General features: G+C 71.1%; 23 protein-coding genes and 2 pseudogenes. 9 read left to right on the plus strand and 16 right to left on the minus strand.

Annotation, left to right across the window (positions count from 1 at the left end; genetic code table 11):
- Positions 1 to 15 precede the first annotated feature (15 nt).
- The 5 genes from IE325_RS42320 to IE325_RS42340 all read right to left on the minus strand — a co-directional run bounded on the left by IE325_RS42320 (position 16) and on the right by IE325_RS42340 (position 5,134).
- Positions 16 to 846: a carbohydrate ABC transporter permease gene (locus IE325_RS42320; RefSeq protein WP_190075528.1), complete on the minus strand. Its 831-nt coding sequence runs from the start codon at positions 844 to 846 to the stop codon at positions 16 to 18.
- Entirely contained in the window at positions 843 to 1,847 is a 1,005-nt protein-coding gene (locus IE325_RS42325; RefSeq protein ID WP_190075529.1) for a carbohydrate ABC transporter permease, read from the minus strand. The genes IE325_RS42320 and IE325_RS42325 overlap by 4 nt, the downstream gene beginning before the upstream one ends.
- A gap of 6 nt (positions 1,848 to 1,853) precedes the next feature.
- Positions 1,854 to 3,149 carry an extracellular solute-binding protein gene (locus IE325_RS42330; RefSeq protein ID WP_190075530.1) on the minus strand — a complete coding sequence of 432 codons (1,296 nt, stop codon included), beginning with the start codon at positions 3,147 to 3,149 and terminating at the stop codon, positions 1,854 to 1,856.
- Between the two features lie 269 nt (positions 3,150 to 3,418).
- Positions 3,419 to 4,657, minus strand: a complete 1,239-nt coding sequence (locus tag IE325_RS42335; RefSeq protein WP_190075531.1) for a cation:proton antiporter — start codon at positions 4,655 to 4,657, stop codon at positions 3,419 to 3,421.
- A gap of 6 nt (positions 4,658 to 4,663) precedes the next feature.
- Entirely contained in the window at positions 4,664 to 5,134 is a 471-nt protein-coding gene (locus tag IE325_RS42340) for a cation:proton antiporter regulatory subunit (protein WP_190075532.1), read from the minus strand.
- A gap of 269 nt (positions 5,135 to 5,403) precedes the next feature.
- Here IE325_RS42340 and IE325_RS42345 point away from each other — a divergent pair, with 269 nt between their 5' ends.
- The 3 genes from IE325_RS42345 to IE325_RS42355 all read left to right on the plus strand — a co-directional run bounded on the left by IE325_RS42345 (position 5,404) and on the right by IE325_RS42355 (position 7,564).
- Entirely contained in the window at positions 5,404 to 6,375 is a 972-nt protein-coding gene (locus IE325_RS42345; RefSeq protein ID WP_190075533.1) for a sensor histidine kinase, read from the plus strand.
- A complete protein-coding gene (locus IE325_RS42350; RefSeq protein ID WP_190075534.1) occupies positions 6,372 to 7,025 on the plus strand; it encodes a response regulator in 654 nt (217 codons plus the stop codon). The genes IE325_RS42345 and IE325_RS42350 overlap by 4 nt, the downstream gene beginning before the upstream one ends.
- 92 nt (positions 7,026 to 7,117) lie before the next feature.
- Positions 7,118 to 7,564: a hypothetical protein gene (locus IE325_RS42355; protein ID WP_190075535.1), complete on the plus strand. Its 447-nt coding sequence runs from the start codon at positions 7,118 to 7,120 to the stop codon at positions 7,562 to 7,564.
- Positions 7,565 to 7,597: 33 nt separating this feature from the next.
- Here the strand turns inward: IE325_RS42355 and IE325_RS46480 are convergent.
- Positions 7,598 to 7,901 (minus strand): annotated as a pseudogene (locus tag IE325_RS46480) (hypothetical protein); the annotation flags it as partial.
- Positions 7,902 to 7,936: 35 nt separating this feature from the next.
- A complete protein-coding gene (locus IE325_RS42360) occupies positions 7,937 to 8,296 on the minus strand; it encodes a fluoride efflux transporter FluC (RefSeq protein ID WP_229912458.1) in 360 nt (119 codons plus the stop codon).
- A gap of 139 nt (positions 8,297 to 8,435) precedes the next feature.
- Here IE325_RS42360 and IE325_RS42365 point away from each other — a divergent pair, with 139 nt between their 5' ends.
- The 4 genes from IE325_RS42365 to IE325_RS42380 all read left to right on the plus strand — a co-directional run bounded on the left by IE325_RS42365 (position 8,436) and on the right by IE325_RS42380 (position 10,689).
- Positions 8,436 to 9,380 (plus strand): MIP/aquaporin family protein, encoded by a 945-nt coding sequence (locus IE325_RS42365; RefSeq protein WP_190075537.1) that lies wholly within the window; start codon positions 8,436 to 8,438, stop codon positions 9,378 to 9,380.
- Between the two features lie 165 nt (positions 9,381 to 9,545).
- Positions 9,546 to 9,740 (plus strand): hypothetical protein, encoded by a 195-nt coding sequence (locus IE325_RS42370; protein WP_190075538.1) that lies wholly within the window; start codon positions 9,546 to 9,548, stop codon positions 9,738 to 9,740.
- A 5-nt stretch (positions 9,741 to 9,745) separates the two neighbouring features.
- On the plus strand, positions 9,746 to 10,084 hold the full coding sequence (locus IE325_RS42375; protein WP_190075539.1) for an ArsR/SmtB family transcription factor: 339 nt from the start codon (positions 9,746 to 9,748) through the stop codon (positions 10,082 to 10,084).
- 59 nt (positions 10,085 to 10,143) lie between these two features.
- Positions 10,144 to 10,689 (plus strand): GNAT family N-acetyltransferase, encoded by a 546-nt coding sequence (locus tag IE325_RS42380; RefSeq protein ID WP_190075540.1) that lies wholly within the window; start codon positions 10,144 to 10,146, stop codon positions 10,687 to 10,689.
- Between the two features lie 86 nt (positions 10,690 to 10,775).
- On the opposite strand, the gene IE325_RS42385 is transcribed toward IE325_RS42380, so the two are convergent.
- A complete protein-coding gene (locus tag IE325_RS42385) occupies positions 10,776 to 11,129 on the minus strand; it encodes an ArsR/SmtB family transcription factor (RefSeq protein WP_190075541.1) in 354 nt (117 codons plus the stop codon).
- A 234-nt stretch (positions 11,130 to 11,363) separates the two neighbouring features.
- On the opposite strand from IE325_RS42385, the gene IE325_RS42390 reads away from it, so the two are divergent.
- Positions 11,364 to 12,593, plus strand: coding sequence for a malic enzyme-like protein (locus IE325_RS42390; RefSeq protein WP_190075542.1), 1,230 nt, complete (start codon positions 11,364 to 11,366; stop codon positions 12,591 to 12,593).
- A gap of 21 nt (positions 12,594 to 12,614) precedes the next feature.
- Here the strand turns inward: IE325_RS42390 and IE325_RS42395 are convergent, their stop codons facing one another.
- From IE325_RS42395 to IE325_RS42425, 7 genes are all read right to left on the minus strand, one after another.
- The gene (locus IE325_RS42395) at positions 12,615 to 13,016 is read right to left on the minus strand and encodes an STAS domain-containing protein (protein ID WP_190075543.1); all 402 of its coding nucleotides are present in this window, start codon (positions 13,014 to 13,016) and stop codon (positions 12,615 to 12,617) included.
- 49 nt (positions 13,017 to 13,065) lie between these two features.
- Positions 13,066 to 13,491 carry an ATP-binding protein gene (locus IE325_RS42400; RefSeq protein WP_190075544.1) on the minus strand — a complete coding sequence of 142 codons (426 nt, stop codon included), beginning with the start codon at positions 13,489 to 13,491 and terminating at the stop codon, positions 13,066 to 13,068.
- Positions 13,491 to 13,898, minus strand: a complete 408-nt coding sequence (locus IE325_RS42405; RefSeq protein ID WP_190075545.1) for a pyridoxamine 5'-phosphate oxidase family protein — start codon at positions 13,896 to 13,898, stop codon at positions 13,491 to 13,493. The genes IE325_RS42400 and IE325_RS42405 overlap by 1 nt, the downstream gene beginning before the upstream one ends.
- Positions 13,895 to 15,619 (minus strand): SulP family inorganic anion transporter, encoded by a 1,725-nt coding sequence (locus IE325_RS42410; protein ID WP_190075546.1) that lies wholly within the window; start codon positions 15,617 to 15,619, stop codon positions 13,895 to 13,897. The genes IE325_RS42405 and IE325_RS42410 overlap by 4 nt, the downstream gene beginning before the upstream one ends.
- Positions 15,620 to 15,801: 182 nt before the next feature.
- A complete protein-coding gene (locus IE325_RS42415) occupies positions 15,802 to 16,158 on the minus strand; it encodes a zinc ribbon domain-containing protein YjdM (RefSeq protein WP_308437713.1) in 357 nt (118 codons plus the stop codon).
- Positions 16,159 to 16,200: 42 nt separating this feature from the next.
- Positions 16,201 to 17,535 carry a diaminopimelate decarboxylase gene (lysA, locus tag IE325_RS42420; protein WP_190075547.1) on the minus strand — a complete coding sequence of 445 codons (1,335 nt, stop codon included), beginning with the start codon at positions 17,533 to 17,535 and terminating at the stop codon, positions 16,201 to 16,203.
- Positions 17,532 to 17,891, minus strand: coding sequence for an SAV_915 family protein (locus tag IE325_RS42425; RefSeq protein WP_190075548.1), 360 nt, complete (start codon positions 17,889 to 17,891; stop codon positions 17,532 to 17,534). The genes lysA and IE325_RS42425 overlap by 4 nt, the downstream gene beginning before the upstream one ends.
- A gap of 321 nt (positions 17,892 to 18,212) precedes the next feature.
- Between IE325_RS42425 and IE325_RS42430 the strand changes: the two are divergent.
- Positions 18,213 to 18,757, plus strand: a pseudogene (locus IE325_RS42430) (universal stress protein).
- Between the two features lie 27 nt (positions 18,758 to 18,784).
- Here the strand turns inward: IE325_RS42430 and IE325_RS42435 are convergent.
- Positions 18,785 to 21,328, minus strand: coding sequence for a DUF4118 domain-containing protein (locus tag IE325_RS42435; RefSeq protein WP_190075549.1), 2,544 nt, complete (start codon positions 21,326 to 21,328; stop codon positions 18,785 to 18,787).
- Positions 21,329 to 21,330 lie beyond the last annotated feature (2 nt).

The following is a 21,330-nucleotide window of genomic DNA, read 5'->3' on the forward strand; positions in this document are numbered from 1 at the left end:
CCGCCTGTGCGCGTGCTAGCCCTTGGTCGCGCCGGCGGTGAGGCCGCCGACGAGCTGGCGTTCGGCGACCGAGTAGAAGGCGAGGGCGGGGACCATGGCCAGCACGAGGTAGGCGAAGACGCGGGCGTAGTCCGCGGAGTACTGGCCCTGGAACTGCTGGACGCCGATCGGGATGGTCCACCAGGTGGAGTCGGTGAACACCAGCAGCGGCAGGAAGAAGTTGTTCCAGCTGGTGACGACGGCGAGGACCGAGACGGTGCCCAGCGCGGGCCGTGCCATGGGCAGCAGCACCCGCCAGAAGAACCCGAAGGGGCTGCATCCGTCGAGCGTGGCCGCCTCCTCCAGCTCGCCGGGGATCTCCCGGAAGAAGCCGCGCAGGATGATGATGGTCATGGGCAGCCCGAAGGCGGCCTGCGGGAGGATCACGCCGAGCGGGTTGTCCAGCAGGCCCATGGAGCGCAGCAGCAGGAACAGCGGCAGGGCGGCCACCGCGAAGGGGAACATCAGCCCCATGGTGAAGAGCGTGAACAGTCCCTCCCGGCCGCGGAAGGCGAAGCGCGCGAAGGAGAACGCGGAGAGCGCGGAGACCGCGACGACCAGGACGGTCGTACCGATCGCGATCAGGGTGCTGTTGCCGATCAGCCGCCAGAAGTCCCCGGAGCCGAGGATGTCCGTGTAGTTGCCGGCCACCCAGGACTCCGGCAGCCCGACGGGGTTGCGGGACAGCTCGTCGGTGGACTTGAAGCCGGACAGCACGGCGTACAGCAGTGGCACGACCATCACGGCGCCGACGACGACGAGGATCACATGCAGCGGCAGGTTCTTCCTGCCGGACCTGGCCGTCACTTGGCGCCTCCGCGCATCGTGGTGGTGGCTCCCTGGAGATCGCGGCGGAGCACGAACCGCTGGTAGGCGAGGGCGAAGACGAGGCTGATGCCGAACATGGCCACGCTGATCGCGCTGGCGTAGCCGACCTGGTAGCGCTTGAAGCCGTACTGGAACATGGTCACGGCCATCGTCTCGGAGTGATGGTCGGGGCCGCCCGCGGTGGTCACCCAGACCAGGTCGAAGAGCTGGATCGACCCGATCACGGACAGGAACACGCTGATCCTGAGGGTGGGCGCGAGCAGGGGCAGGGTGACACTGCGGAAGCGCTGCCAGGCGTTCGCGCCGTCGATGAGCGCGGCCTCGGTCAACTCGGCCGGGATGGACTGGAGTCCGGCCAGGTAGAGCATCATGTGGAAGCCGAAGTACTTCCAGGTCATGACCAGGAAGAGGGTGGCCATGACGTTCGACGGGTCGGCGAACCACTCGCCGCCGAGCCCGTCGAGACCGATGCCGCCGAGGATCCGGTCGGCGAGGCCGTCGTCCGGGGCGAAGATCATGCCGAACAGGACGCCGGTGATCGCCTCGGACAGGACGTAGGGCCCGAAGAACAGCATCCGGTAGAAGGCCCGGCCGCGCAGCTTCTGGTTGAGCAGGACGGCCATGGCGAGCGCGAACGGCAGCTGGATCGCGAGGGACAGCAGGACGAGGAGCAGACAGCGCCACAGGTCGCCGAGGAAGACGGGGTCCTGGAAGAGCCGGGTGAAGTTGTCGCCGCCGATGTAGTCGGACGGCATCCCGAAGCCGCCCCAGCGGAAGAAGGCCGCGTACAGCGCGAACAGCATCGGCAGCAGCACCAGGACGAGGAACAGCACCAGGGCGGGCACCTGGAAGCCGACCGCGGTGAGCCAGTGCAGCAGGCGCCGCCGGGCCCGCCCCCGGGCCGCGCCGGCGGACGGGGGCGGGCGGTCGACGCCGGGGCCGGGCTGCTTGTCGGCGGACGGCAGGTACGTGGAGGTCATCGCCGGCTACTGCTCTTCCTTCGCGGTCTTCGTGATCGACTCGGCGACCTGCTGCGGGGACTTGGACCCGGCGATGAGCGCGCCGACGCTGTCGTTGACCTCCTGGCCGACCGCGGGCGCGTAGGCCTGGTCGAGGTAGAGCTGGAAGCCGGTGGCGGCCTTCAACTGGGCCTGTACGGCCTTGATGTTGGGGTCGGTGAGGGCGCTCTCGGCGGCCGGGACGACCGGGATGACGCCGGTCTTCTTGACCAGCTCCACATCGGTGGCCTCGGAGGCGAAGAACTTCAGGAAGTCCACGGCCTCCTGCGGGGCTCCGCTGCGCAGGGCGTGTCCGCCGCCCCCGCCGAACACCTCGGTGATCGTGCCCTTGCCGCCCTCGACCGCGGGGAACGGGAAGAAGCCGAGGTCGTCGCCGAGGCCCTTGCCGGCGTCGGCCTGGACGACCGGGGCCCACTGGCCCATGAGCTCCATCGCGGCCTTGCCGTTGCCGACGGTCGCGGCCTGGCCGGTGGGGCTGGAGTAGGCGGCGCCGAGGAAGCCCTTCTGGAACGGCTGGAGGTCGACCAGCTCCTGGAGGTGCTGTCCGGCCTGGACGAACGAGTCGCCGGTGAAGTCCTTGTCGTCGTACGCCTTCTGGAGGGCGGAGGCGCCGGCGGTGCGCATCGAGAGATAGGCCCAGAAGTACATGCCGGGCCACTTCTCCTTGCCCGCGAGAGCGAGCGGGGTGGTGCCCTTGGCCTTCAACTTCCGTACGGCGTCGAGGAAGCCGCTCCAGGTGGTCGGGGGTTCGGCGATGCCCGCGTCCTTGAAGAGCGCCTTGTTGTACCAGAAGCCGATCATGCCGATGTCGAAGGGGATGCCGTACACCTTCTCGTCCAGCAGGTACGGCTCCTTCGCTACCGGCAGCAGGCCCTCGGCGAAATCCTTCGTACGGTCCGTGAGGTCCTCGACCAGCCCGGCGTCGACCTGCTGCTTGAGGACGCCGCCGCCCCAGGTGTGGAAGATGTCGGGCAGCTTCCCGGAGGCGGTCAGCGCGGTCATCTTCGATTTGTAGGCGTCGTTCTCCAGCTGGACGATCTTCACCTTGACCTTGGGGTTCTGGGCCTCGAACTTCTTGGCCAGCGCCGCCCAGACGCTCTTGGTCGGCTCGGTGGTGGAGATGTTCCACCACTCGATGGTGGTCGTGCCGTCCGACGACCCTCCGTCCGAGTCGCCACCGCAACCGCTCAGTGCCGTCATGCCCACACCGGCCGCGGCGGAGGCCGCGAGAAAACCTCTGCGGGACAGTCCCGGGTCGCCCATCTTGCGCTCCTTGATGATTCGAAAGTTTCGAAGCTGATCCAGAAAGCTGCGTTGCTGCCGCACCCTAGAGACAGCTGCCGAAGGGTGGCAACCCCTTGTACAAGGTGAATCATTGCGGCACAGACGGTGGACGGGTCCTCGCGGCTGAGAGATCGAAACATTCGGGTAGCTCGGCGAACCTTACGGCGCGGGCAAACAGCAAGGGCGGCGATCATCGACCCGGTCTCCCGGCTGATGATCGCCGCCCAAGTGGCGCTTGCTTCTACGAGTCAGGCAGGACCGTTGCCCTGAACCGCCTTCGGGGTCTCGTCCGGGGCGGGCGCCTGCGCCGGGCGCGGTTCCGACGGGGTGCGGCGCCGTGCGATCCAGGCGGCGGCCGGTTCGGTGTAGCGGGCCGTGAGGGGGCCCACGATCACCAGGAGCAGCACATACGCGGTGGCCAACGGCCCGAGCGACGGCTCGATTCCCGCGGTCACGGCGAGGCCGGCGATCACGATCGAGAACTCACCCCGGGCCACCAGCGTCCCGCCCGCACGCCACCGCCCCTTCGCCGACACCCCGGCACGCTTCGCGGCCCAGTACCCGGTCGCGATCTTCGTGAACGCCGTGACCACGGCCAGCGCCAACGCCGGCAGCAGTACCGGAGGGATGCTCGCCGGATCGGTGTGCAGCCCGAAGAAGACGAAGAACACCGCCGCGAACAGATCCCGCAGCGGTGCCAGCAGATTGTGCGCGCCCTCCGCCACTTCCCCGGACAGGGCGATGCCCACCAGGAACGCCCCCACCGCGGCCGAGACCTGCAACTGCTGCGCGACCCCCGCCACCACCAGCGTCAGACCCAGCACCACCAGCAGCAGCTTCTCCGGATCATCGCTGGAGACGAAGCGAGAGATATGGCGGCCGAACCGCACCGCGAGCAGCAGAACCAGCCCCGCCACTCCCAGTGCGATGGCCAGCGTGGCACTGCCCGCCGCGAGACCCGCCCCGGCCAGCAGAGCCGTCACGATCGGCAGATACACCGCCATCGACAGGTCTTCCAGCACGAGGATGCTCAGGACCACCGGTGTCTCACGATTGCCCAGCCGCCCCAGATCGCCGAGCACCTTCGCGATCACACCGGACGACGAGATCCAGGTCACCCCGGCAAGGACCACCGCCGCGACCGGGCCCCATCCCAGCAGCAGCGCCATCAACGCGCCCGGCACCGCGTTCAGCCCGGCGTCGACCAGACCCGCCGGATACTGCGTCTTGAGATTGGAGACCAGATCGCTGGCCGTGTACTCGAGGCCGAGCATCAGCAACAGCAGGATCACCCCGATCTCGGCCCCGATCGCGACGAACTCCTCACTGGTGCCCAGCGGAAGGAGCCCGCCCTCCCCGAACGCCAGCCCGGCCAGCAGATACAGGGGTATCGGCGAGAACTGGAACCGCCCGGCGAACCGGCCCAGCAGACCGAGGCCCAGGATGATCGCACCGAACTCGATCAGGAAAACCGCGGAAGAATGCATCGCGGCTCACACCCGCCCGAGTATCTCGGCGGCCGACTCCACACCTTCACGAGTCCCGATCACGATCAGGATGTCGCCACCGGCCAGCCGGAAGTCCGGCGTCGGCGAAGGAATCGCCTGGGCCCGCCTGAGCACCGCGACGAGGGAGGCGCCGGTCTCCGTACGCATTCTGGTGTCGCCGAGGACACGCCCGTTCCAGTACGAGTTCGAGGACAGCTCGATGCGCTCCGCCACCAGTCCCAGGTCGGTGGTGGACAGCAGGTTCGGGCTGTGGTGCGAGGGGGCCAGCGCATCGATCAGCGAGGCCGTCTCCGGCTCGGTCAGATGCAGCGACTGGGCGCAGGCGTCGGGGTCGTCGGACCGGTAGATGTTCACCGTCCGAGTGCCGTCCCGATGGGCGATCACCGACATATGGCGGTGTTCACGCGTGGTGAGGTCGTACTGGACACCGATCCCCGGCAAGGGGGTGGCGCTCATCCGCGGAGCAGGCACAACCCCTCCCTCCCTGTTCGTCGCGACGCTGGTGCGGGCCGCGGACCGGCCCGGTCGGGCGCCGCGGCGAGGATCATCGTGCCAGGTGCGCACGGGCCCGGAACATGGGTGTCAGCACGGATGGACACGCGGTGTGCGCACCGGTCAGAGTGGTGCGGGGCAGTGGGCCCCGTCGCAGGTCAGACCCCGGAATGGGGCTTTCGGTGACGGCAGGGGACAGTGGAGGTGAGGGTCACCGGGAAGGGAACGCGATCATGACGTTGTACTGGCGGATCTTCCTTCTCAACGCGGCGGTGTTCCTCGCCGCCGTCCTGCTGCTCCTGGGCCCGGTCACCGTCTCCACTCCGGTGCTCCTCGGTGAGGCGCTGGTCCTGCTCGCCGGACTGGTCGTGATGCTGATCGCGAACGCCCTGCTGCTGAGGATCGGACTCGCGCCGCTGGCCCGGCTGAACCGGGCGATGGCGACCGCCGATCTCCTCCGGCCCGGGAGTCGCACGACCGTCACCGGGCCCCATGAGATCGCCGAACTCACCCAGACCTTCAACGCCATGCTCGCCCGCCTGGAGACCGAGCGGGCCACGAGTTCCGGCAGGGCCCTGTCCGCGCAGGAGGCCGAACGCCACCGGCTCGCCCAGGAACTCCACGACGAGATCGGCCAGACCCTCACCGCCGTACTGCTCCAGCTCAAGCACGCCGCCGACAACGCCCCGCGGTCCGTGCGCGCCGACCTCCACCAGGCGCAGGAGACCACCCGCTCCGGCCTGGACGAGATCCGGCGCATCGCCCGCCGTCTGCGCCCTGGTGTCCTGGAGGAACTCGGTCTGCACAGCGCCCTGCGCGCCCTGACGACCGAGTTCACGACGTCGAGTCTCAGCGCCACGGCCCACCTCACACCGGGCCTGCCGCCCCTCGACCCCGCCACCGAACTCGTCCTCTACCGCATCGCCCAGGAAGGGCTCACCAACACCGCGCGCCACGCCCGCGCCACCCGCGTCGAGGTCCATCTGCGCCCCCTGCCCGACGCCCAGGTGGCTCTGCTCGTCCGCGACAACGGCAGGGGAATCGGTACGGCACCGGAAGGCGCCGGCATCAGCGGCATGCGGGAACGCGCCCTCCTCATCGGAGCCGACCTCGCCATCGGCCGGGGCCCGCACGGCGGCACCGACATACGTCTGCACGTCACCGGCAGCACCACCGCACCCCGTCCTCAGGAGAACGCGCGATGAACGCACCGGCCCGCATCCTGCTCGCCGACGACCACGCCCTGGTCCGCCGCGGCGTCCGCCTCATCCTCGACGCCGAACCGGATCTGACGGTGGTGGCCGAGGCGGCCGACGGCGCGGAAGCGCTGGCCCAGGCCCGCGGCGACGACATCGACCTGGCCATCCTCGACATCGCCATGCCCCGCCTGACCGGTCTGCAGGCGGCCCGCGAACTCGCCCGTGTCCGCCCCGGGCTGCGCACGCTGATGCTGACGATGTACGACAACGAGCAGTACTTCTTCGAAGCGCTCAAGGCCGGAGCCTCCGGCTACGTCCCGAAGTCCGTCGCCGACCGCGATCTCGTCGAGGCCTGCCGTGCCGCCCTGCGCGACGAACCCTTCATCTACCCCGGCGCCGAGTCCACCCTCATCCGCACCTACCTCGACCGCGCCCGCAACGGCGGCCGGCTGCCGGCCCGTCCCATCACCGAGCGCGAGGAGGAGATCCTCAAGCTCGTCGCCGAGGGCCACTCCTCGAAGGAGATCGCCCAACTCCTCGTCATCAGCGTGAAGACGGTGGAACGCCACCGCGCCAACCTGCTCCAGAAACTCGGACTCCGCGACCGTCTGGAACTCACCCGGTACGCCATCCGCGTCGGCCTGATCGAGCCCTAGGCACCGGCTCGGCGGAACGCGCATGGGCGACCCGGCCGGCTGGGACAATCGACCTCCAGGGCCAGTTCGCCGGACCGGAAGGAAGCGCCAGCATGATCGAGTGGAGGACACTCAGCACCGGTGCCCGTCCTGTCCCCCGTCCGTTCGCCACACCGCTGGTGTGGTTCGCGGCGTTCGGCGGGGCCCTGGTCGTCGTGGCGCTCCTCAACACCGTCGTCGGGACCGACCGCCCCGAACCCGCCGTGGCCGCGGTGTCCTTGCTGGCGGCCCTGCTGAGTTTCGGAGCACGCTTCACCGCGGTCCCCGGTACGACCGTGCTGTGCTGGCTGATCCTCAACGGCTTCGCCATACCGCCCGCGGGAGTCCTCACCTGGACCGGTCAGCGCGACATACTGTGGCTCGCGTGCCTGGGCACTGCGGCCGCCGCCGGCACCGTGACCGCCCGGCTCATCCATGCCCGGGTCGCCTACCGTCGCGTCGGCACCGGAGTCGACGCCGAGCCGGCACCGCGGCCCGACGAGGATCTCCGTACCGGCTGACCTGGCGTCAGAGTCCGCTGACCCCACCGCGGATCACAGGGGCCGGGCCGGCCAGTCCAGCAACCGGGCCCCGATGACCGCGATCTGCAGCGTGTTCCGGACAAGGTCCATCAACGCCTACCGGTCCCGGGCGAGTACGGGGAAGACCAGCAGGTCGGCGGCGCGCAGCAGAGGGTCGTCGAAGCCCATGCGCTGTGCCACGTCCAGGGCGTTGAGTGCTTCCTCGTAGCTGTCGGCCGTCCTTGGTGGTGATCAGGATGCGGCGGTCCTCGAAGCGGCCGAACACGGCGTCCGCCACCTGACGGGGAACGGGGTCGGTCTCGTCGTAATCGGTGGGGCTCCAGTGGGCCAGGTGGCACGGCTGGCAACGCATTAGCGCATGCTCACCACCACACCGACCACGGCCGCGCCCGTTCCGACGAGCCATCCCGTGAACGCCCGCAACCCGGCAAGGCCGTACAGCCGGCTCTGTGTCAATTCTACGAGCTGGAGGCTGAAAATGCTGAATGCGGTGATGACCCCGCCGAGGAGCACGTAGTAGGTGGCCGGCAGGTCATGGCGGATGAGTTTTCCCAGCAGGACGCCGAGCGCGAAGCACCCGGCGAAGTTGACGGCGAATTGGGCCCGAGGGAACGCCCGGGGCAGGGAACTTGCAGGCGACATTCTGAGAACGCCCTTCTCCATGGAGAAGCGAAGCACCGTTCCGGCCACTCCACCGACCATCAGCAGCATCAACTCCACGACACGTCCTCCCTCATCAGGACCCATTGTTATCCGAATGGACGCGCTCGGCTCGCCGCGCCCGGGCCGACGCGATACGCATAGGAAGAATGACCGGACGAATGACCGGACGAATGCGTGGGAGGATCACATGGCCGTGGAGATCCCGCCTTTGGTGAAACCCTCTAGGCTCAGGCGTCGAGCGGGCCTGGGGGGCGAATGCCTGGCTGAATTCCTGGGGACTTTCGTCCTTATCTCCTTCGGTTGCGGTGTGGTGGCGATGGCGGTCGCGGCATTGCCCGGCTCCGGTCGCACCGCGGGCCCCACCACGTTCTTCCTCGGTACCGGCGACTGGCTGCTGATCACCTGGGGCTGGGCCATGGCCGTGGTCTTCGGCATCTACGTGGCCGGCGGGGTCAGCGGCGCTCACCTCAACCCGGCCGTGACCCTCGCGTTCGCGGTGCGCCGCAAGTTCCCCTGGGTCAAGGTCCTTCCGTACTGGGCGTCACAGGTGGCCGGTGCCCTCGCCGGGGCGGCGCTCGTCTTCGCGGTGTATCACGACGCGATCGACGCGTTCGACGCCGCCATGAAGGGGCCCAAGACGGGCGGTCACACCCTCGCCTCGTTCTCGATCTTCGCCACCTTCCCGGCCCCGTACTTCAACGGTGGCATCTGGGGTCCGCTGATCGACCAGATCGTGGGCACCGCCTTTCTGGTCATGCTGGTCGTGGCCGTCATCGACCTGCGCAACACCGCCGTGAAGGCGAACCTCGGCCCCCTGGTGATCGGTTTCGTCGTGGCGGCCATCGGCATGTCGTACGGGGCGAACGCCGGGTACGCCATCAACCCGGCCCGCGACTTCGGACCCCGCCTGCTCACCTGGCTGGCCGGCTGGAAGGATCTGGCGTTCCCCGGCAGTCTGTCCGGGGCCTTCAGCGCCTACTGGTGGATTCCCATCGTGGGCCCGCTCGTCGGTGGCGTGATCGGCGTGCTGGTGTACGACCTGTTCATCGGGGACGTCCTGCACGTCCGCGCCCAGAAGGGCCTCCCGCCGGAGCCGGGCCGCACCCGCCCCACGACCTCCGACGACGAGTAAAGACGAGTAAGGACGAGTAAAGCGGAGTAGACAGGCCCCGGAATCCATGGGGGGACGCCGAGCGCGTCCCCCCCATGGATTCCGGGGCCGCTCCATCCCCTACGATTGAAGAGTTCTTCAATTCATCAGTTGCCGTGAGGTGCGGCCGTCGGGGAGGAGGCCCGGATGAGCGGGTCCGTGTTCGCCGAGGCATTGCTGGAGCGGGTACGTCAGGCACGGGCATCGCTCGATGCGGCGCTGGCGGCCGGGGACGCCTATGCGATCGCGGTGGCCGAGGACGAGCTGGACGACGCCGTGCGGGTCGCACACCGGCACGGGGTCGCCGTCGATGCCGTCGAGGCGCGGACGGAAGGGGAGTGATCCGGATGCCGGTTCCCCTCTACGAGGCGAAGGCCGAGTTCTTCCGCATGCTGGGGCACCCGGTGCGCATACGGGTGCTGGAGCTGCTGCAGGACGGGCCGAAGCCGGTGCGCGATCTGCTCGCGGAGATCGAGGTCGAACCGTCGAACCTCTCGCAGCAGCTGGCGGTGCTGCGCCGCTCCGGGATCGTGACGGCGACGCGCACCGGGTCGACGGTCGTGTACAAGCTGGCCGGCGGGGATGTCGCGGAACTCCTGGCCGCGGCCCGGCGGATCCTGTCCGAACTGTTGGCGGGGCGCCAGGACCTGCTCCACGAACTGCGCCGTACCGACGTACCGCGGTGACCGAGGATGCTGTGACAATCTCCTACTCCCCCGTACCTCCCGTCGTACCCGCCGGCCGGATGGCCCGGAACCCGCAGCCGGTACTCGGCCTCGACGGTGGGCTGGAGCTCCGTCCCTGGGAACCGCGTGACGCCGACGCCCTGGTGACAGCGGGTCAGGACCCCGCCATCCGGCTGTGGAACCGTCTGGCCGTGGAGTCACCGGAGCACGCGCGGCAGAGGATCGAGCGCATGCACCGGCGCTGGCAGGCCGAGCAGGCCGCGATCTGGGCCATCGCGCGGACGGGCGGCGGGGAGGCTCTGGGGCTGATCGGCTGGGGGGACATCGACCTGGCGGACGGGAACGCCGAGATCGTCTACTGGCTTCTGCCCGCCGCACGAGGCGGCGGAGTCGCCGTCGAGGCGACCAGGCGGGTCAGCCGGTGGGCCCTGGAGGAACTGGGGCTGCATCGCCTGCGGCTGTGCCACTCGACAGCGAACCCGGCGTCCTGCCGGGTGGCGGAGAAGGCCGGCTACTCCTTCGAGGGCACCATGCGCGGAGCACTGCTGCACGAGGACGGGTGGCACGACGAGCACCTGCACTCCCTCGTCGCGGGTGACCTGTAGGCGACGTGCGGCGGCAGTCGAAGCGACCCGGGCGACGGAGGACCGCGTTGTCGGACTCCCCGGGAGACGGCCTCCGATCGGAGGCGTCACCGGGACGGCGGCTCGGCCTCCCCCTGCGCGCTCCTGAGGTCGGCGAGGAGTTCGGCCTGTCCGGCCAGCACCCCCGACAGGATCGTGCGCGCGACCTGGAGGAGCTCGGCCACCTGCGGGCTGGTCAGCGAGTAGTACACGGTCGAGCCCTCCTTGCGGGTCACGACCAGATTCGCCCGGCGCAACACCGCGAGTTGCTGGGAGAGATGGGCGGGCTCGATGCCGACCTCGGGCAGCATCTCGGCGACCGCGTGCTCGCGTTCGCTCAGCAGCTCCAGGACGCGGATGCGGGCCGGGTGGCCGAGCGTCTTGAAGAACTCGGCCTTGAGTTGGTACAGCGGCGTACTCACCGTGCCGTCGCCTCCCCCACCCCGCGACACGGCCCCACCGGCCGGGCCTCGGCGCATCGCATCCACCTACTTGTCACAGACATGCGGCCCATCCTCGCCTGCCGCACCGGCGACACCGAATCCACCAGGGACGTCCCCATGGCCAATTGCCGACTTTAGCAATTGGCCAGGTCACCCGAGTCGCCCATGGGACGCTGTCGCCGTAGCCGCCTCACGCACAGAAAGCCGACCCCCTTGCCCGCCACACACCCCGCCGGCGCGAACCCGGCGTTCAGCATCCGCGTCCATGTCCCCGCGCAGGCCCGTGCCGCCGTGGAGACGATCGCCGCGGACGCGCCAGGCTCCGTCAGCACCCAGAGCTGCCCGCCGGATGCCACCGGGGCGCACCAGGTGCTGCTGGACGCCGACAGCGGCTCGACGCTGACGTGGCTCACCGCCGCCCTGCGGGACCGGCTGGGCCCGGACCTCCTGCTGTGCGAGGACCTCGTCTTCTCCGCCGCCTCCACCGGCAAGCTCAGCCAGAGCATCCGCGCCGCGACGGCCACCGAGCACGATGTCGCCCTGCTGGACGCCGACGCCGACCGGCGGGTCATCAAGCACCTTGTCCGGCACCCCGAACATATCGACCGCTACACCGGCCGGCACCACCGCGTCGCGCTGATGTCGGACGCGAGCGCGGTCCTGGACTTCGACCAGTTGCCCGCGTCCGCCGCCCTGCCCGCGGTGGAATCCCAGGCGGTCCATCTGCGCCGCACCACAGGCCTGGACATCCTGCCCCTGCCCGTCGCCGCCGGGACCGCCGCGGACCTGGCCACCGCTGTGCGCCTGCTCGCGCCGGGCGTCGTGGCGGCCGTCCTGATCCACACCCGCCTCGATCACGTCCGTACCGCGCAGGCCGCCCTCGCCGACTGCCCCGTCCTGCTGCTGGACTCCATCAACGACGGTCTGGCCATCGCCGCGGCCGCCGCGGCGTACAGCACACTGCGCCGGCACGACATCGATGTGCGCCGTGCCCGGGTGGTGTGCGTCTCCCCCGACCGCGGCGGCGACCTGAGCGGCCTCCTACTGGCCAGCGGCATCACCGACCTCACGCTCTACGATCCGGTCGCCCAGGGGATCCAGCCCCTTCACCGACTGGCCGACCGCACGGACCTGATCGTCGATCTGTTCGGCCTGATCGCCCCTCCGCCCGGTATCCCCGTGCTGCACGCGCGCCCGGAGACACCCCCGCCGTTCGCCGCGGCCACCACCGGCCCCCGGCCGCTGCACGCCCTGCCCGGTCTGCTGGCCGCCGCGGTCGCCACCGGAAAACCCGTCACCGCCCACGCCCGCATCGCGGCCGTCCGCGCCCTCATCGAGCAGACCCGGCCGGGCCATTCCCTGCCCCCGCTCGATCACCCCGGGCTGACTCCGGCCGTCACCGCGGCCGCGGTCGCGGCCCTCACGGGCGACGCGGCCCGGTGACGAGGCCCCGGCCGGGGGCTCTCACTCGCCGGCCGGCCATCCCGTGGTACGCCATTCCTGGCGCCGCTCCGGCTGCTCCTCCCGCCCGGCGCCGTGCGCGGCGAGAGCGGCGGCGAGGTCGGCGTGGACCGGGACGGGCGGGCAGTCACCGGCGGGGACGAGGGATCCGTCGGCGGGAATGGCCGACAGCTCCAGGCCGCGCCCGGCCGCGGTGAGACGGCGTGCGGCCTCGATGATGGCGAGCTGTCCCTCGGCCGACCAGCTGCGCAGTTCGGTCAGGTCGACGATGACCGGTCCGGTGCCGCGGGCCAAGGCCCAGCCGACCGCGCCCGCGAATCGGTGGACGGCGTCCGGGCCGAGATAGCCGGCGACGGAGAGGATGCCGAGGCCGTCCTCGGCGGTGTAGCGCCAGTCGATGGTCATGAGGCTGAACTTCCTTGTGCGGGTGGCCGGTCCATGTGCTGCCGACCGGTCAGAGAGGGAGGGTGATCCAGATGCCCTTGCCCCCGCCGTCGGCGTCCGCGCGGATGACCGCGGTGCCGCCGAGGCCGAGGACGAGCTCCATGACGGTGCCTAACCCGCCCTCCGCGGTCCCGGTGACCGATGCGTACAGCGGGGGCCGGTAGGGGTGACGGTCGTGCACGGCGAAGGCGAGGCAGTCCCTTCCCGCCGCGTAGATCACGGTGATCTGCGGGGAGAGGGCGGCGGCGTGCCGGACGCTGTTGGTGACCAGCTCGCTCAGGATCAGCAGGGCGGGGCCGACGGTGGGGTGCCGCAGGCCGATTCCCCATTCCGTCAGCGCCTGTTCGGCGGTCTCACGGGCGAGGCGGACGGCCGACGTCTCGGTGGGCAGGGTGAGCACATGCCGGTGGGGCAGGGCCGCGAGCCGCGTCGGCATCAGCCCTCCGCGCGGGCGAGGCGGAAGCCGGTGACCGTCCTGGGGCGCAGCCGCAGCAGGGTGTCGTGCGGCCCATGGCTCCAGCCGGGCAGGGTGCGCAGGTGGTGAGCCCTCTCGTCCGGGTCGTCGATCACCTCGGCGGGCCCGCGGACGGTGACCGTCCAGCCGGTGCCGTCCACGGCGCGGATCTCGTCGGCGTGGTAGGTGGCCGTCGCGGGTACCGCCGTGGCCGGGGTCGGGGTGCGGACGGTCAGACGGCCGTACTCCCACACATGGCGGGCCGGCCGCACCACGGTCACCTCTCGCTGCTGGTACACGAGCCGCCCCAGGCTGCTGCCCTCCAGCAGCCACAGCGCCTCGGCTCCGGAGACCTCCACCATGCGCTGAGCGGCGGGCGGAACACTCATCGCACGGTCTCCTCGCCGGACGTCCGGGACCGCTGCGCGGGAACGGCGCCCCAGACGCCGACCGTCTCCAGGTGGTCGCGGGCGCCCTTGATCGCCTCGGGGGTGGTGGCGTACTCCCGGCCCTCGTGCCGCAGCAGTTCCAGCGCGCCGACGGAGTCCAGGACCTGGCGCTGGCCGGGGCGTACGCCGGAAGCCAGGACGAGGATGCCGCGCCGGGTCAGTTTCTCCACCGCGTCCTTCAGCACGAGGGCGCCGGTCGCGTCCATGGTCGACACCCGCGACATGCGCAGGATGACGACCCGGACGTCGGCCACGTCGGTCAGCTCCAGCAGGAAGCGGTGCGCGGCGGCGAAGAACAGCGGGCCGTCGATGCGGTACGCGACGATGTGCTCGGCCAGCAGCGCGTGTTCCTCGGCGCTGTGATCGGCCCGGTCCAGCGGTACCTGGTCGAAGCGGGCCTGCTTGGCCACGGCCCGCAGCGCGAGAGCGCCCGCCACGACCAGGCCGATGATCACCGCGTAGACCAGGTCGAGCGCCAGGGTGGCCACGGCGGTCAGGACGAGGATCAGCGCGTCCGAGCGGGTGGCCCTCGCCATGGCTCTGAGCGAGCCGACCTCGACCATGCGGACGGCGGTGGCCAGCAGCACACCCGCGAGCGCCGCGAGGGGAATCCGCGAGACGAGGGGCGCGGCGGCGAAGACGATCACGGCGAGGACGGCGGCATGGACCAGGGCGGCCAGCCGTGAACTCGCCCCGGTACGGACGTTGACGGCGGTCCGGGCGATCGCGCCGGTCGCGGGGACGCCGCCGAACAGCGGCGCGGCGATGTTGGCCAGCCCCTGCCCGAACAGCTCCCGGTCCGGGTCGTGCTTCTGACCGACCGTCATCCCGTCCGCCACCGACGCCGACAGCAGCGACTCCAGGGCGGCCAGCGCGGCCACGGCCACGGCCGGGGCGAGCAGGGTATTCAGCGAGCCGAGGTCGAGGAACGACAGCGACGGTGCGGGCAGCCCGGCGGGCAGGTCGCCGATCGGCCTCGCCGCGTCCAGTCCGGCGGCCTGCGCCACGATCGTGGCGGCGATCACCGCGATGATCGAGAACGGCACGGTCGGCCGCCACCGGGCGCCGGCCAGCATGAGCACGGCCACCGCGACCGCGAACCCGAGGGCGGTCCAGTTGGGGTGCTTCGCGAACTCCTCGACCGCGCGCCAGGTCACCACCAGGACCCGGTCGCCCTCAGGCTTGGACACACCGAGCGCGTTCGGTACCTGCTGCAGCCCGATCACACAGGCGATGCCGAGCGTGAAGCCCTCCACGACCGGCGCGGGCACGTACTGCATGTACTTCCCCGCCCGCAGCGCGGCCAGGGCGACCAGCATCACGCCCGCGATCAGACCGACCGCGAGCACCCCGCCCGGCCCGTGCTCGCCGACGATCGGGACGAGGACCACGGTCATCGCGCCGGTCGGCCCGGACACCTGGAGGTTGGATCCGCCGAAGACCGCGGCGAGCGCGCCCGCGACCACGGCGGTCGCCAGACCCGCCTCGGCGCCGAGCCCGGAGGAGACCCCGAAGCCCAGTGCGAGCGGCAGCGCGACGATCGCCACGGTGAGTCCGGCGAGCAGGTCACGCCGGGGGTCGCGGCGCACGTCCGCCAGGTCGGCGCGACGCGGAAGCAGCGCGGCGATCCGTACGAAGGCCTGGTGCAGCGGTACGGACACGACGCCTCGGCTTTCCCCATGCGGCCCACCCCGGGGCGGGCACGAAACCTGTACCCGCGGACCACCGGATTGCGGACACAGTCATCACAGCATCTAACCAATTGCGAATTTTTGCAATTCAGCATCAGACCGCTGCGCCGCTGTTCCAGCCGGGGTGGGGGGCGGGCCGGGGTCGGGCCCGGTCAGGCCTTCCTGACGACGCTGGACTTCAGCTGCATCGCCCCGAAGCCCTCGATCTTGCAGTCGATGTCATGGCCGTCGACGCCGTCGACGAGGCGAATGCCCCGCACCTTGGTGCCCGCCTTGATCCCGGAAGGGCTGCCCTTGACCTTGAGCGCCTTGACGACGACCACGGAATCGCCGTCCTGCAGCACATTGCCCACGGCGTCCTTGACGACACGCTCGGCGACGGCCGGGTCCCCGCCGGCGGCCTCGGTGGGAACCCATTCGTGGCCGCACTCCGGGCAGACCATCAGGGCGTTCATCTCGTAGGTGTACTCGGACGAGCACTTGGGACAGGGAGGAAGGTTCTCGATCACCCCGCCAGGGTAGCCGCGTCCGCGATGACCGCCGGGCCTCGGCTACAGGCCCACGTCCCGGCTGCGGATGTCCTCCAGGGACTCGCGGCGGATCAGGAGGCGGGCGTGGCCGTCGTCCACGGCGACCACGGGCGGGCGGCCGACCATGTTGTAGCCGGAGGCCATGGACAGGTGGTAGGCGCCGGCGGCCGGGACGGCGAGCAGGTCCCCGGGGCGGATGTCGTCGGGGAGCTCGACGTCGGCGGCCAGGATGTCGCCCGCCTCGCAGTGCCGGCCCACCACGGTGACCGGGGCCGGGGCGGCGCCGCTGTGGCGGCCCACCAGACGGGGCGCGTAGCGCACGCCGTACAGCGCGGGGCGCGGGTTGTCGCTCATGCCGCCGTCCACGGCCACGTAGGTGTGCGCACCGGTCCGCTTGACGGACAGGACGTGGTAGAGCGCGATGCCCGCCGGGCCCGCGATGGCCCGGCCCGGCTCGATGAGGAGGCGGGGCACGGCGAGCCCGGCCGCCGTGCATGCCTCGGCCAGTTCGGCGCGGACCTTGCGGGCGAGCGTGGTGAGGTCGAGGGCGGGTTCGCCGGGGCGGTAGGCGATGCCGTGGCCGCCGCCCAGATCGAGTTCGCGCAGGACCAGGCCGTGCTGCTCGTGGAGGCGGGCCAGCAGCCCGACCATGCGGCGTACGGCGGCGAGGTACGGCTTGACGCTGGTGATCTGTGAGCCCAAGTGGCAGTGCAGTCCGGTGAGTTCGAGCTGCGGCTGGTCCAGGATCCGGGCGATGGCGTGCTGGGCGTAGCCGTCCGAGATGGACAGGCCGAACTTCTGGTCCTCGGCGCCGGTACGGATCTTCTCGTGGCCGCCGGCGCTGATGCCGGGCACGACGCGGACCATCACCTTCTGGTGGCCGTGGGGCCCGACCGCCGCCGCGAGACGGGCGATCTCGGAGGGGCTGTCGATGACGATCCGGCCGACCCCGAGGCGCAGCGCGGTGTCCAGGTCGCGCGGGGACTTGGCGTTGCCGTGCAGCACGATCCGTTCCGGCGGGAAGCCGGTGGTGACCGCGAGTTCCAGCTCACCGGCCGAGCAGACGTCCAGTCCCAGGCCCTCCTCGGCCACCCAGTGGACCATGGCCCGGCACAGGAACGCCTTGGCCGCGTACAGCACTTCGGCGTCGGGGAAGGCGTGCCGGTAGGTGCGGCAGCGCTCGCGGACCTCGTCCTCGTCGATGACGTAGACGGGGGTGCCGAAGCGGTCGGCGACCTCGCTGAGCGGCACGCCGCCGACGGTGAGTTCGCCCTCCCGGGGTTCGATTGCCGAGGCCGGCCACACGGAGAGGGCGTCGGCCGCGGTGGGGACGGCGGGTTCGTGGAGGGTGGTCATCGTGCGGCCCCCGTCACATGGAGCCAATGCGGCCGATGGTGTGCCGTGGTGGACGGGGTGACCGCGGTTACGGCCGGGGCGCAGAGCTGGGGGTCCACCGTCACGGTGGTGACGCCGAGCGGGGCGGTCAGGGAGCGCAGGGCGGGTTCGGCGAGCCGGATCCAGGGCTGGTCGGTGCCGAGGGTCGCGGTCAGTCGCCGCCGCGACGTGAACCCCACGGCCGTACGGTCGCCGAGGGGCGTACGGAAAAGGCGGGCCGCGCAGGCGGCCGGTCCCGGCCGGACCGGAACGTACAGAGGGCCGGCCGGGAACCGTTCAGAGGGCTCCGGGTCTTCGTCGGACAGGTGGTCTGCCATGGGGGTGCCTCCGGGTGGATCCCAAATGGATCGTGCGTGGTGCTTGTTCGCCCCGGACGCGGGGAGGCGGACCGGGGCTTGCCACCGACGCTATGCCCGGTGACCCGGAGGTCCGGACGGCCCATGACGCGATGTTGACGGCGATCGGCCGGACGCTGACGGGACGCTGACACGAGGCCCGGCCGCCCCCGGAAGCGCACCGTCAGGGGTGCGCCAAGAAGGGCAGCGGCGGCTGGCCGCGCGAGTGCGCCGGGGGTGTGATGGGAGAGGCCCGTCGAGGCTTCCTGCCGAGAACGAAGTGCCATGAGGAACGGTGGAGCCATGTCTGGTTCCGACGGCCCCGCGAGAGAGCGGGTCCTGGTGGGCGTGAGCGGCTCGCTGGGCAGCCTCACCGCCCTCGCCCGGGGCGCCGAGGAGGCGCGGCGGCGCGACGTCGAGCTGTGGCCGGTGCCGGCCTGGCAGCCGCCGGGCGGGGTCCGGGGGTGAGCCTGCTGACCGGCGAATGGCAACGACTGGCGCGCGAGCGGCTGGTCGGCATCCTCGGAGACGCGTTCGGCGAAGGCGGCCCCGACGTGTGGATGTACGCCCTGGTCGCCCAAGGCAGTCCGGGACGGGCCTTGGTGGAGCTCGCCGACCGCGCGGACGACGTCCTGGTCGTCGGCGCCGGCCGCCGCGGCCTCTGGCGCCGCGCATGCGGCCGCTCGGTCACCCGCTACTGCCTCACCCACGCCACCTGCCCGGTCCTCGCGGTACCACCCTCTCCGCTGGAGTCGGAACTGGCGACCGTGCACCGCCGGAATGCCTGGGGACTGCGGCTGGACACGGGGGACTTGGGGCGTGAGGCGGTGCGGCGGGAAGGGGCGTGACGGGCCTCGTCGAGGAGTGCCGCCCCGTCACGAAACGGCCGCCGCCGGCACCTCCGGCTCCCCCGGCCGTCGCCCCCGCGCCATCCGCAGGCTCAGCACCATGGTGAGGCCGCCGCCCGGCGTGTCCTCCGCGCTGATCGTGCCGCCCATGGCCTCGGCGAACCCGCGTGCGACGGCCAGCCCCAGCCCCACGCCCGCCCCGCGCGGGGCGTCGCCGTAGCGCTGGAAGGGCGCGAAGATGCGTTCCTTGGCCTCGTCCGGGACGCCGGGCCCCCGGTCGACCACCCGGACCTCGACCCGGTCGGCGATGGCGCTCGCGGACACCAGCACGGGCTCGTCCCGGGAGCTGTACTTGACGGCGTTCTCGACGACGTTGGCGACGACCCGTTCCAGCAGCCCCTTGTCCACGCTGACCATGGGCAGCGTCTCCGGGATGTCCAGCTCCGCGCTGCCCGCCGGCACCCCGCCGAGCGCCATCGGCACCACCTCATCGAGGTCGATCTCCCTGATCAGGGGGGTGACGGTGCCGGTCTGGAGGCGGGACATGTCGAGCAGGTTCCCGACCAGGTGATCCAGCTGGTCGGCGCCCTCCTCGATCGCCTCCAGCAGTTCGGCCTCGTCCTCCTGGGACCACGCCACGTCGTCCGACCGCAGGGAGGTGACAGATGCTTTGATGCCCGCGAGTGGCGTACGCAGGTCGTGGCTGACGGCGGCCAGCAGTGCCGTACGGATCCGGTTGCCCTCGGCGAGTTCCTTGGCCTGGTCGGCCTCGCGCTGGAGACGCTGGCGGTCCAGTACGACAGCGGACTGCGCGGCGAAGGCGGCGAGGACGCGGCGGTCCTCGGCGGGCAGCACCCGGCCGGTCAGCGCGAGCGCCATGTGGTCGCCGACGGGGACGTCGACGTCCGCGTCCTCGGGGTTCCGGCAGGGGCGGGGGCCCACGCTGCCGGCGCAGGTCCACGGGTCGACGTCGCTCTCCCGCTCCAGCAGTGCCACCGACTCCATGCCGAAGGTCTCACGGACGCGTTCCAGCAGCGCCTCCAGACTGGTCTCGCCGCGCAGGACGTTCCCGGCGAGGAAGGACAGGATCTCCGACTCGGCGCGCAGCCGGGCCGCCTGGTGGGTGCGGCGGGCCGCCAGGTCCACCACGGAGGCCACCGACACGGCCACGCCGACGAAGATGGCGATGGCGACGATGTTCTTCGGGTCGGCGATGGTCAGCGTGTGCACGGGCGGTGTGAAGTACCAGTTCAGCAGCAGTGAGCCCACCACCGCCGACGCCAGTGCGGGCAGCAGGCCGCCCAGGAGGGCCGCCGCCACCGTCAGCGACAGATACAGCAACATGTCGTTGGCGAGGCCGACTTCGGGGGCGACGTGCGTCAGCAGCAGGGTGAGGGCGGCGGGGCCGAGGACGCCGACCAGCCAGCCCCGGATGATCCTGGACCGGCCCAGCCGGGCACCGCGGGGCACGGGCAGGCCGCGGCCCTTGCCCGCCTCGTCGTGGGTGATCAGGTGGACGTCGAGGTCGGGGCCCGAGTCCCGGGCGACCGTGGCGCCGACGCCGGGTCCGAAGACGTACTGCCAGCTCTTGCGGCGGGAGACGCCGAGCACGATCTGGGTGGCGTTCACGCCGCGCGCGAAGGCGAGCAGCGCGGCCGGTATGTCGTCGCCGACGACATGGTGGAAGGTGCCGCCGAGGTCCTCCACCAGCCCGCGCTGCACGGCCAGTTCCTTGGGCGAGGACGAGGTCAGCCCGTCGGTGCGGGCTATGTAGACGGCGAGCACCTCACCGCCGGCGCCCTTCTCCGCGAGCCGCGCGGCCCGGCGGATGAGGGTGCGCCCCTCCGGGCCGCCCGTCAGCCCTACGACGATCCGCTCCCTGGAGCCCCAGATGGTCGAGACCTCGTGCTCGCTGCGGTAGGCGTTGAGGTACTCGTCGACGCGGTCGGCGACCCACAGCAGGGCCAGTTCACGCAGGGCGGTGAGGTTGCCGGGGCGGAAGTAGTTGGAGAGCGCCGCGTCGACCTTGTCCGGCTGGTAGATGTTGCCGTGCGCCATGCGCCGTCGCAGCGCCTGGGGCGACATGTCGACAAGCTCGATCTGATCGGCCCGGCGCACCATCTCGTCCGGCACGGTCTCCTGCTGCCGTACGCCGGTGATGGACTCGACGACGTCGCCCAGCGACTCCAGATGCTGGATGTTGACGGTCGATATGACGTCGATACCGGCGGCGAGCAGCTCCTCGACGTCCTGCCAGCGCTTGGCGTTGCGCGAGCCGGGGATGTTGGTGTGGGCGAGCTCGTCCACCAGCGCCACCCTGGGCGCGCGGGCCAGGACGGCGTCGATGTCCATCTCCGTGAAGGAGGTGTCCCGGTACCGCAGTTCCTTGCGCCGGATCTGCTCCAGGCCGTGCAGGATCACCTCGGTGCGCGGCCGATGGTGATGTTCCACGAACGCGACGACGCAGTCCGTGCCGCGTTCCACCCGCCGGTGCGCCTCGGACAGCATCGCGTACGTCTTGCCGACGCCCGGTGCCGCACCGAGATAGATCCGGAGCTTGCCTCGTGCCATGT

The sequence above is a fragment of the Streptomyces lanatus genome (assembly GCF_014655715.1).
GTDB classification, from domain to species: Bacteria; Actinomycetota; Actinomycetes; order Streptomycetales; family Streptomycetaceae; genus Streptomyces; species Streptomyces lanatus.

What these genes read in the sequence shown, in the direction of transcription:
- IE325_RS42395 (WP_190075543.1), bottom strand. Translation starts at nt 13,016, where the DNA reads ATGACCATCGACTGGCGCTACACCGCCGAGGACGGCCTCGGCATCCTC.
- IE325_RS42400 (WP_190075544.1), bottom strand. Translation starts at nt 13,491, where the DNA reads ATGCCGACGCGGCTCGCGGCCCTGCCCCACCGGCATGTGCTCACCCTG.
- IE325_RS42425 (WP_190075548.1), bottom strand. Translation starts at nt 17,891, where the DNA reads ATGGCAGACCACCTGTCCGACGAAGACCCGGAGCCCTCTGAACGGTTC.
- IE325_RS42345 (WP_190075533.1), top strand. Translation starts at nt 5,404, where the DNA reads ATGACGTTGTACTGGCGGATCTTCCTTCTCAACGCGGCGGTGTTCCTC.
- IE325_RS42360 (WP_229912458.1), bottom strand. Translation starts at nt 8,296, where the DNA reads ATGCTGCTGATGGTCGGTGGAGTGGCCGGAACGGTGCTTCGCTTCTCC.
- IE325_RS42330 (WP_190075530.1), bottom strand. Translation starts at nt 3,149, where the DNA reads ATGGGCGACCCGGGACTGTCCCGCAGAGGTTTTCTCGCGGCCTCCGCC.
- IE325_RS42405 (WP_190075545.1), bottom strand. Translation starts at nt 13,898, where the DNA reads ATGAGTGTTCCGCCCGCCGCTCAGCGCATGGTGGAGGTCTCCGGAGCC.
- IE325_RS42325 (WP_190075529.1), bottom strand. Translation starts at nt 1,847, where the DNA reads ATGACCTCCACGTACCTGCCGTCCGCCGACAAGCAGCCCGGCCCCGGC.
- IE325_RS42365 (WP_190075537.1), top strand. Translation starts at nt 8,436, where the DNA reads ATGGCCGTGGAGATCCCGCCTTTGGTGAAACCCTCTAGGCTCAGGCGT.
- IE325_RS42375 (WP_190075539.1), top strand. Translation starts at nt 9,746, where the DNA reads ATGCCGGTTCCCCTCTACGAGGCGAAGGCCGAGTTCTTCCGCATGCTG.
- IE325_RS42380 (WP_190075540.1), top strand. Translation starts at nt 10,144, where the DNA reads ATGGCCCGGAACCCGCAGCCGGTACTCGGCCTCGACGGTGGGCTGGAG.
- lysA (WP_190075547.1), bottom strand. Translation starts at nt 17,535, where the DNA reads ATGACCACCCTCCACGAACCCGCCGTCCCCACCGCGGCCGACGCCCTC.
- IE325_RS42350 (WP_190075534.1), top strand. Translation starts at nt 6,372, where the DNA reads ATGAACGCACCGGCCCGCATCCTGCTCGCCGACGACCACGCCCTGGTC.
- IE325_RS42370 (WP_190075538.1), top strand. Translation starts at nt 9,546, where the DNA reads ATGAGCGGGTCCGTGTTCGCCGAGGCATTGCTGGAGCGGGTACGTCAG.
- IE325_RS42340 (WP_190075532.1), bottom strand. Translation starts at nt 5,134, where the DNA reads ATGAGCGCCACCCCCTTGCCGGGGATCGGTGTCCAGTACGACCTCACC.
- IE325_RS42355 (WP_190075535.1), top strand. Translation starts at nt 7,118, where the DNA reads ATGATCGAGTGGAGGACACTCAGCACCGGTGCCCGTCCTGTCCCCCGT.
- IE325_RS42435 (WP_190075549.1), bottom strand. Translation starts at nt 21,328, where the DNA reads ATGGCACGAGGCAAGCTCCGGATCTATCTCGGTGCGGCACCGGGCGTC.
- IE325_RS42335 (WP_190075531.1), bottom strand. Translation starts at nt 4,657, where the DNA reads ATGCATTCTTCCGCGGTTTTCCTGATCGAGTTCGGTGCGATCATCCTG.